This is a genomic window from Pseudoalteromonas sp. 1181_04 (assembly GCF_052850545.1).
In genome coordinates this window covers 37,337-48,608 of sequence record NZ_VXCS01000032.1, presented here as the reverse complement: position 1 = coordinate 48,608, position 11,272 = coordinate 37,337, and the positions used below count along the sequence as shown (strand labels likewise).

Annotated in this window: 5 protein-coding genes; all 5 read right to left on the bottom strand. The window is 40.7% G+C overall.

The window, feature by feature from the left end:
* Positions 1–117 precede the first annotated feature (117 nt).
* Complete coding sequence (locus tag FW757_RS20615) at positions 118–2,919, bottom strand: TonB-dependent receptor (protein WP_182761051.1); 2,802 nt, start codon at positions 2,917–2,919, stop codon at positions 118–120.
* A 291-nt stretch (positions 2,920–3,210) separates the two neighbouring features.
* Complete coding sequence (locus FW757_RS20610) at positions 3,211–4,170, bottom strand: isoaspartyl peptidase/L-asparaginase family protein (RefSeq protein ID WP_149980228.1); 960 nt, start codon at positions 4,168–4,170, stop codon at positions 3,211–3,213.
* Positions 4,171–4,264: 94 nt separating this feature from the next.
* Positions 4,265–5,326 carry an alpha-mannosidase gene (locus FW757_RS20605; RefSeq protein WP_446441637.1) on the bottom strand — a complete coding sequence of 354 codons (1,062 nt, stop codon included), beginning with the start codon at positions 5,324–5,326 and terminating at the stop codon, positions 4,265–4,267.
* A 153-nt stretch (positions 5,327–5,479) separates the two neighbouring features.
* Positions 5,480–8,263, bottom strand: a complete 2,784-nt coding sequence (locus FW757_RS20600; RefSeq protein WP_446441636.1) for a discoidin domain-containing protein — start codon at positions 8,261–8,263, stop codon at positions 5,480–5,482.
* Between the two features lie 52 nt (positions 8,264–8,315).
* Complete coding sequence (locus FW757_RS20595) at positions 8,316–11,213, bottom strand: TonB-dependent receptor (RefSeq protein WP_446441635.1); 2,898 nt, start codon at positions 11,211–11,213, stop codon at positions 8,316–8,318.
* Positions 11,214–11,272 lie beyond the last annotated feature (59 nt).

The window sequence follows — 11,272 nt, the reverse complement described above, 5'->3', positions numbered from 1 at the left end:
TTTAACTACTTAGCTTTATTATTTAATTAAAGTCTGATTAATAAACCTTGCAATTTAAATAAAATAGGCATCCCAACTAAAGAATACCCTTTAAATTTATATTATAAATTATAATTTTTAGAAACTATAATTAGCACCTAAATAAAAGCGTCGTCCTGAATACTGGTTATAAGTAAAGCGATTACTTTGTTTCCAATAACCTTCTTCAACTTCCTCAGTTAAGTTAACCACAGAGGCTGTTAATGACAACTGCTCAGTCAAACTATAAGCCGCATTAACATCTAACTGACCATAATCTTTCGTGTATAAATTGTAACCTTGATGGATGCCATTAGCCCGATCATCTTTCCAGTTATAGGATGCCCTTACACTAAAGTCATCATTTTCAAAATACACTGAAAGATTATATTGATGTTTGGCTGTTCCTGGGATTTCAGCATCTGTTTTTTGTCCATTCGTTGAAACTTGGCTGGTGCTTGTATCTGTAAAAGTATAGTTAGCTAACACCCCAAAGCCACTCTCGAAAGAGTGTTGAAAAAACAACTCAACCCCTTGTGATTGAGCGTCACCACCGCCAACTTTAGTATTCATTTCAACTTCTATGGGGCCATTACAACAATCATGCTCTCGTTGAACTATTTCAACAGCAGAAATGGGCAAATTAGCAATATCTTTAGTAAAGTATGTAGCACCTAGTGCTGAGCCTTCACCGTAATACCATTCGATACCTAGATCGAACTGATCAGAAATCATTGGATCTAGGCCTGTATTTACAGATGTACCAGTTCCTCGCCCTGTCCAAGAGTCTGGTGAGTTTATATTAACAGGAGGACCATATGACTCAGCTTGGCTCAGGTCAGAATAGCTTACACGAGACATCGTTCTGGCAGCAGCAAATCGAACAACAACATCTTCATTCGCATCCCATGCAAGGTTAAAGCTTGGTAATAATTCACCATCATCGCTGCTGCGTTCATTAGGCGTAGTGTCATTATTATCTTGACCAATAACATCATCATACGTAAGCGTACTTAAATCGGTATTGACATAGCGTACACCGAGATTGCCGCGAAAGTCCTGCCACTGGAAATTACTTTGCGCATAAACAGACCAAATATTTTCTTCTAGTGTATATGTCCCAGCTAAAGATGGCACAACGGTTTGCGTAAAGTTATTGCGTAGATAGCTATCTAATGCAGCAAAATCAAATGCTAAAAAGTTAAAAGCGCCAGTGTTTCCGGCACTGTTATCAACCACGGTATTGCTTACTAACGTTTCTGGATCAGGATGAAAATCTGGGTTATGAAACCATTCGTTTCCGGACAAATAACCACGGTAACCACCGTTATCAGCGATGCCATCATCCCAACGAAAATCATTTTTAATCCCCTTAATTTCATGATTGCGGTATTTAGCCCCAACAAAAAAGGTAGTAAAAATCCCTGTATCGATATCAAATTGCAGATCAGCTTGTGCGTAATCTTCAGTATCTTTATTTTCAGAAGAGTAGGAATCAAACCAGTCATAATATTGATAAGCTTGTTTATCAGACGCTAGATCGGTCGATACTTCATAGCTTGGTTTACCACCCACGGTTGACCACAACCAGCTATTCACAGATCCTTGGCGTGCATCTATATTGGCATAAGTTTCCCGTGAAGTTCCGCCTTCAGCCTCTGTATGGCCGATTTTAAAAGTAGCAGTAAATATATCCCCATAATATTTGGCTTCAAAATCAAAACTATCTGATTTAGAACCACCGATCCTTTCTCTCCCTGTTAATTGAGGAGACAATAAGCCACGGCGAACGGCTACGCCATTATTGACATCAGCATCTCCCCAGTTATTGTCATTAAGTAAACCATTATCTGCATTACCGTAAGCTACGACCGTATCACCGTCTAAAACAACGCCGTAATAGGGGTTATGATTGTCATTCCATTCCGCAAACAATACGCTCTGCGACGATGAGTCATAATCTAATTTTGCACCAAAGTAGTTCAGGTTTAAGTCTAATTTATCTGTAGGCATCCATTGAATAGCAACTTGATAACCATCGCGTGTGCGATCTTCTATTGAGTTACCTGCACTCATTGCACGAGGTGCCCATACATTGTTGTAAACTTCGCCTGTTGCTTGGTCAACAATGGCAGGACGCTCTGCCCCTTCGACTGTGTCAGAATGAAAGCGCCAGTGCGAAGCATTATTAGTAATGGTTGTTACCGTTTTATCTTGGCGAGTAAACCCAGCAAGTACACCAAAATTTGATTCATCATTTTTCCATGAATACAGCACATTCACTTGTGGCTGGGTGTCTTCAGACACATCATCATAGGTTGCCTCTAGGCTAAGTGCGCCTGAGTTAGCCTCCATATCTAATGGCTTGCGGGTGTGCAATATAACAGTCCCACCAATCCCCCCTTCATCTATACGCGCTTCTGCACTTTTAAATACTTCCACACTACTAATCATACTGGATGGCAACAACGTATAATTAAAACTTCGAGTGGGCACACCAGCCCCAGAAGAAGCAATATAATTGCCATTTAACTGTGTGAGGGTCCAATCTGGTGATGTGCCACGAATACTCACTCGACTGCCTTCACCACCGTCACGGTCAATCAATACACCTGAAACTCGTTGCAATGAATCAGCAACATTTTTATCTGGAAATTTACCGATATCTTCAGCTGTTATCGCATCAACAGTTGCATTAGAGAGTCGTTTTATAGCTAAATTTTCAGCAGTTGAAGAACGAATACCTCTCACTTCAATCACTTCAAAGTCATCGTTATTTTGATTATCTTTTTGATCTGCATACGCGACATTGCAGGCAGCCATTAATGCTAAAAATAATACTGATCTATTAAATTTTCGTGAAAGTTCAGTTGATTTATTAATGTTACTATAATCAGCCATACCAATCTCCATCATTGTGTGTGTTATATTTCACTCAGTAAATTTCTAGTTACGTCGAGTGATTTATTATATCTTTACAGCCACTAACTCATGCGGTTAATAAATTGTAAAGGTCACAGTTAGGATAAGGTTACTGTATATAAAGTGATAATATATTTTCGGTGTGAATTAGTATAAAATCGGCGTAAGCCACAATAAAAAACAATTTAAACGGTAAATATTCACCCTTTACTTTATATAAAATTATTCAATAAAAATCATAATTAAAAATTTCGTTGCTTCCTTAATAATTCACAAAATACTCGCCGCATCTAGTAATTTACTTCCTGTCTTAGAGGTTACTGCATAATTAAAACCAGGTTGAATACAATAAGAGCCATATTCACCAGATTTACTCAAGGCTAAAAAACCGACTTGAAACTGTTTATAATCACCCAGCTTATGAGCAATTCGCTCAACTGCGGCCTTACACGCTTGAGTAGGTGTCATACCTTGGCGCATCATTTCAACTACTAAATGGCAGCCTACCGTTTTTATCATCAACTCGCCCATGCCCGTTGCCGTTGCAGCACCGACTTCATTATCAACGTACAAACCTGCACCTATAATGGGCGAATCACCTACTCTGCCTGACATTTTAAAGGCCGCGCCACTAGTGGTACACGCCCCAGATAAATCGCCACTACTATCAAGCGCTAACATGCCGATTGTGTCGTGGTTTTCAATATTGATCACGGGCGCATATTTTGATTCCACCAGCCAATCTTGCCAGGCCTTTTTAGCTTGCGGGGTTAATAAGTTTTCTTCTATAAACCCTTGTGATTTAGCAAATTGCAGCGCCCCTTCACCTACTAACATCACATGCGGGGTGTTATCCATCACTAACCGGGCAACCGAGATGGGATGCTTAATATGTTGTAAACATGCAACAGAGCCGCAGTTTTGATTTTCATCCATAATGCAGGCATCGAGGGTAACGTTCCCTTCTCTGTCTGGATAACCACCATATCCTACTGTCATCACATTCGGGTCTGCTTCAGGAATTCGCACACCGGCTTCCACAGCATCAATGGCTTTACCATGCTCAGCAAGTACCTGCCACGCGGCTTTATTAGCCGCTATACCATGTTGCCACGTTGAGACGACGATAGGCTTATTAACTTTACTTTTAGCTACTGTCTTAAACGGTATTAATGCAACAGCACTTGAAATAGCTGATAACTTTAAAAAGTCACGTCTGTTAGTGATCATTATTGTTCCTCATTAAATTTGCGAATATCGGCTGTAAATCAAAAGCAAGCGATTTAATTTAACCACGACTTGCATACAGGGTTGGTATATCTGTTTAATCTTTAACGGAGCGTATATTTAAAGACTGTTGAAAACGCTCACTCCAATAATGAGTTCGTTTTAAATAGTAATCAGCAGCTAAAGGGCTGTAATCAAGGTACTTATAGTCACCCACTTGCTTCTCAATCGCAGGCTCAATCTGAGTCCCTTCGTGCCATTCATTAAATGAGGTCACTCCGATAAAGGTTGGAGCCACTGCAATTGCTTTTTTAAACATCGTGTCGTAGTACTTTCCAGCTTCGCGTGCTCTGAAGTTTTTTTTGTTCCACGGACGAATTCTATCGTCTGCATACCCAGGACCGACACTTGGAATAAATAGTTTATTATGTTGCTTTGCCCACTTAGCTAGGTATGGCCAGTTTTTAGTGGTACTGCCATAAACAAACCCATCAACAGCAAAGTAGGTATAAAAGCCATCCATACCACTGTTTAAAAAGAATGACTCCTCACCTTCATCAACCCACAGCCCTATAAAGTTAGCATCATACGTTTTACCTCTGACTGTTAATTCGCCTTTTGGTAGCAACACCTTCTGCCATTCACTGATTGGCATTTTGTATGAGTCATAAACATAATATAATGGCTTGCCTTGGTAATGATATAAAGCGGGATGTTGCCCAAAGCGCTGGTCTAGCTGTTTTACTACCTGTAAAAATTCAGCCGCACTGTGATAGATAGGTTCAATATGGAAGTTAACTTTAAGGCCGATTTTAGCGGCTTTATCCATAAAAACTGGCACTGAACTGGTACCAAAATCGCTATCGCCCCACCAGCTTAATATAATTACGCTAACTCCTGCTTGTTTCATCATCGCTAAATGGGTATCCATAAGTGCTTCGTCGTTTGCACTGTAAGTACCTAATTCAGGATAAAAATTAGCACCAATGTCATCGCCGCCAGGGTAGCCTTTACGTCCAACAATAGGTTGATCACCGTAAGGTAATACCTGATGATTCCAGTGCGCCCATTGACCATCAACTTTTAAGTTGCCATACCAACTGTAATAAAATATATGCAGACCACGCTGTTGTGATCCGGCTGCAGATCCAGCAGTCACATAAAAACTGCATAATAAAAAGCTTATTAAGATGGCCGGGCACCTTATTAATCGTGAAAGTTTATTCTTAAACAACATATTATTTACCTTTTCACCTAAAAACAGGCAGCTTGAAGCGCTATTTAGCACCTACAAGCTACCAAACAATCAAAACTAAAATGGTTGCTGTGGGCCTATTAGTTCAAGTTCAGAAACGTGAACTTGCTGAGCATCACCATTGTTAGCACTAATACTTAAGCGATATAAGCTAAAGGCAAAACCATTCCCTATTGTAAAGAGACGTCGTTGATTCAATTGTTCAAATTCCTCGTCTTTAAAGCTCGCTATTTCTAACCATGTTTTACCGCCATCATTTGAGCCTTGTAAGGTGAAGTTTTTCGGATCTTTGTTGTTACTATCACTGCCATTCGTGATTGCGATATTAGTGACAATCTGTGCTTGAGGTAATGCAACATCAAGCCATACAGGCATAGTTTCAGTGGCTGCCGTCCATACCGTCGCTTTATCATCATCCGTTGCATTACTTTCTACCACTCCCTCTTGCTCGCCAGTACCTGCAAGGACTGATGAGGCAGTTGCAGAATGATCAACTGAAGCAACCTGCGGACCTATTAGCTCGATCTCTGCTATTTGCATCAGCGTATCGTCGCCACGGTTTTTAGTTATATTGAAGCGATAAAAACTAAAACCTAAATCGTTAGTAAAAGTGAAAACACGTCGTTGAAAACGCTGCTCAAAGTTCTCACCTAACCAAGCACCAAGTGTGATCCAATTTTCACCATCATTTGACGCTGCTAAGTTAAAGTTTTGCGGATCGCGTGAGTCAGCATCGTTTGCACTTGTTAGTGCCAGCTTATTAACCGCTGTCGTAGTAGTGAACTGTACCATTGCCCAAGATGGATTTTCAGCGCTTGGCGCGCCAGTCCAATCATTATGGTCCAACCATTTGCTATCAACATCACCATCGAACGCTTTAACACCCGCCTCACCATCACCAATCTGATTACGAACAGTAATTATTGCATCGGCTGATAACGCATGATTTAAATCTGCCACTTTAGGTCCTACCAAGGCAATCTCAGCAATTTTTACCCCAGCGCCAGCGGCGGTTTTAGTTATGCTTAAACGATAGCTAGAAAATGCCAGTGTATTATTGGTCGCAAACGATAACCTTTCACCACGACGTTCAAATTTTTCATCTGAATAATCAGCTAAATGAACCCATGTTTGCCCATCATCATTACTTGCAGCAAGTGAAAATGTAGCGGGATCACCATCTGCGTTTTGAGCATCTGAGATCAGTACTAACTTATCAACGGCAGCGGCTTGTGCGAGCGTAGCTGTTATCGAAACGGGTACTTCAGTTGAAGGCACATCAGAGACCCAACTTGTGTCGTCATTATTATCAAATGCCAGTGCATAACTCTCACCTGCACTTGCAGATATTACAGCACTGCCAATTGGTTCTGCGTGATCAACACTTGCATTTATAGGCCCCACAAAAGCAATCTCTGATAACTGCATTAAACCATCATCACCTCTATTTTTAGTGATATTTAAACGATATGAGTAAAATTCTAAACCATTGTCAAAACGAAACTCACGTCGTTGGAAACGCTCATCAAAGTTCTCACCAATAAATTTAGCCAAGGTTAGCCAGTTTTCGCCATCGACAGAACCTTGAATATTAAAGTTTTGAGGATCTCGAGACTCAGCATCATTAGCACTCGTAATGAACACGCTATTAACAGCATGTTTTTCAGCGAAATCAACTTGGATCCAAGATGGGTCTTGCTCACTTGGCGCACCTGACCAATCATTATGATCAAGCCACTTGGTGTTCGTGTCACCATCAAATGCTTTACTTTCAGCTTCGTTGTCACTTATGCGATTACGAGCTGTGATCGTTGCTGTAGCAAGATTTTCAGCATTGGTAATTTCTTTAACAGGGCCACTAGATGCGGCACTTTCAAGAAAAGGGAGCGCAACATCAATGACATCCTCAGCTGATAGCGCTAATTTATCTAGGTAAGGAAAACCAGCAATGGTTTTCAACATTCGCTCACGCAATGGCTGTAAAGCGACTACATCCCCGTCATTGGCTAAGTTAATCGCGCTAATAAGTTCGTTAATAACACCCGCGACAGTTTCATCTTTACTAATACTTGCAAATACTGCGTTAGCTAAAGAAAGTTTAATAATATTAATGTCGGCCAATTGGTCAATACAATTACCTTCACTATCGCAATCTTGGCCTACTACAAAATTATCGTAGCTTTCGGCACTGATCAATTGGGTTTTAAATACATTGGCTTTACTGTCGATCCCCAGTGCTTTTAGTACTAAACGCGAGTTATCCGATAAAGCTAATTCATATAACTCACGCACAGCAACATTTAAACCATTGGCAATACCTTGCTCAACTAAATGAGTGGCGGTTGTAGTTAAAGCATTTACTTGAAAATTAGCGTCTGCTACGCCATCACTTGTGGATGCGTAAGGCACATCAACATATGTTAAAGTCGCTAACTGTAGATCAGCAATCTCAGTGCCACTGAGCTGTTCACCGATTAGGTGTTCAGCACAGCTGGGCGCATCACAGATCATCGTTGAGTTAGCATCCGTATTAACGGTCATCTTAAACATACCGTTAATACCAAAGCCTTGTTGACTTTCTATGCTCAGATTTACCATACCAGCAGCATCGGTTTGACTGTTAGACGTCACCTTAATATCTGAGCCATTCATTTGCTTTACAGTGACCGTTGCAAAACCTAATGTCCCTTTCACTGCACTACCGGCAATATCAGCAGAGGTAATATCAATTTTTGCTGGGATATCAGTCGGATCCGGATCATCAGCACCACCACATCCTGATAGGCCGATCATTGCTACCAGCATAATGCTAGATATTTTACTAAGTTTGGGCTTATTCATGTTTATTCCTCTATACGATTCTTGGTTATTTGTTCCGTCTCACCTTGCGCTATTAAAAGCGGTAAGTTGCACCTGCGTAAAAACGACGACCACTGTATGCATTTTGAATAAAGCGGTTTTTAGTATCGTCACCTAGATGCATGTAAGTATCTGATTGAGTGAGGTTAATAACGGAAGCAGATAACACGAGAGCATCAGTCAAGTTATAACTTGCATTGACGTCTACCTGATCATAGGCTTCATTGTAATAGTTCATTTCCCATGAGGCGTTGTAGCCTTGAACCGTTGGACCGCGCTTATTGTATGAGGCGCGAACACTGAATAAGTCATCTTCATAAAATACCGATAAATTCATTTGGTATTTAGAACTACCTATCAAAGGCGACTCTCCCACCTTTTCGCCATCAAGCTCTACATTGGCTTGATTAGTGTTATTGCGGGTATAATTAGCATAAAGACCAAAGCCATTATCAAAGAAGTGTTGGATAAAAAATTCAGCACCTTCAGAAGAAGCATTCGTACCATTAGCTACAGTGCTAAAATCCCTAACTGCAAAATTGTCGCCACTGACATTTACTTGCTCATCACCTGCGTTGGGTAAATTAAATGAAATGTCCGGTGCACTGCGGGTAACATCAATTATTAAAGGCACAACAAAGTTATCAACATCTTTTTTAAATAACGCAATACCAAAGCCAGAGCCAGCTCCGTAGTAGTATTCTAAAGACATATCAAATTGGGTTGACTCAAATGGCGCTAGCTGGTTATTACCACCGGATCCTGTCCACCCTTCGCCATCAATAATTGCATCAAAATTGTCTGCCGATGAGCGATCCGTTGAGTATTCATTCGACGTGTACGTTAAAGTCTGAAACTGGCCTAAATCATCATAACCAGGACGAGCCATGGTTTGTGATGCCGCTCCACGTAGTACCCAGTTGTCATCGATATCCCAGACTATATTAAAGCTGGGCAGTACCTTTGTTTCTGTACTCTCTTTTTCAATAAAAACAAAGTCTTCTACACGTTGTTGGTCGATTGGTAATTCATTGCCATTGTCGTCCTTCCAATCTAATCGGTAGGTGATTTTATCTGATGATCCGGTGGTCGTTTTGGTGCGCACTACGCGTACACCGAAATTACCCCGTACTTGTGAAAAACGATAATCAGCTTGCATATAAGCCGCTGTAATTTCTTCTTCAACACTATAAACATAGTTAGGTTCTATACGCGTATAATGAACAAAGTTTTCATTTAAATGATCTTGGTATTTATGCCAGTTTACAGCTGGGAATAAGTTCGTATTAATAACATCAGACAAGTTACCTAATGAATCTGAATAAATTAAATCTGCAATATCCGGTATGCCGCCATTTTTAGAATAATCATCGTCCAAATCAATGGTGCCTTCAGCTTCACCTTTTGCTATATCAAAATCTGGGGAGAGATAAAAGCTGTTACGAGTATCGCGATGAATTTTACCTTTGCGATATTTCGCACCAAAATGCAACGTTTCAATTACGCCATAATCCACAAAATAGTCAAAATCAATCTGTCCGTAATCTTCTTCTTGAGTACCGGTCACAAAACTAGAATCGGTGGCTGTTACATCGGGTTCGCCACCAATGCCTGCAGCCAAGTTACTGATCATACTTGGATCCATATAGGTGGTCATGCGCCCATCAGAAAAATCGTAACCATAGTAAAGCGAGGATTCATTTGCATAATAAGCGGCACGATACTTTTGTGAAGGGCCACCTTCAGCTTCGGTATGGCCCAGCACTAGCTTAACGTTGTAATTATCACCTTCGTATTTAGCATAAAAATCATATGTATCAGAGCTGGATTCTTCAATCGTATATTCACCATTTATACGTGGGATAGGAGAAACAGCCTGAGTGCCAGATGCACCAACAGAGTAGTCTATACCTGTAACAAACTGAGACTCTTCATCAACACGGACATCGGTCCAGAAATTATCGTTATTGTTCCATTCTGGGTATTCTAATTGATTTAAAATTGAGTCTTGGCCCAATTTAAAATTAAAATAATTAAAGCCAAGCTCTAAGTTACTAGTTGGTCGCCATTGAGTAGTAAACTGGATCCCGGTTCGATTTCGCTCTTCGTTTAAGACTTCCTGAACCATACTTTGTGCAGCATAACCTTGTGCCCCACCCTCAACCATTTGATTATCTTTCATTTCAGAATAAAGATAATTTTTATTCATGATATTGATACGCGAGCTTTGTGAGCGATTAGTGCGGTCTTGTTTTGTATAACCCACTAAAACCCCAAAGTCTTCATCATCATTTTTCCATGAATAAATACCGCTAAATTGAGGTTCATACTTATCGGTAATATCAGAATTACTGGTTTCAAAATTAATGATCCCAGAGTTTTTATCCATATCTAGAGGCTTGCGGCTATACAACAAGACCGTACCGCCGATTCCGCCCTCATCAAGGCGAGCTTCTGAAGATTTATATACTTCAACGCGTTGGATCATAGTTGCAGGTAATAATGCGTATGAAAATGAACGCGATGGTTCACCGGGCGACGATGCTATAAAGTTGCCATTTAATTGGGTGAAGGTTAAGTCCGATGATAAACCACGAATACTGACAGAGGCGCCCTCACCGCCATCCCGTTGTATAATGACCCCTGGCACACGTTGCAATGAGTCCGCCACATTCTTATCTGGGAACTTACCAATATCTTCTGCGGTAATGGCGTCAACGGTTGCATTAGACAACCGCTTAATCGCTAAGTTTTCAGCTGCCGAGGCGCGAATGCCCCTAACTTCAATTACTTCTAGGTCGTTTTCTGGTGCTTTTTGTTCTTCTTGTGCGTATACGACATGACAGTTTGCCATCAACGCTAGCAGCAGCGCGGATTTCTTAAACCGCCGTGCAAGATCCGCCGATTCACGACTGTTCTTATTATTGGTCATGTTTATCTCCAGTATTATTGTGTGTGGTTAGTTGTGTTAAAGCACTTTAAAACCCATGA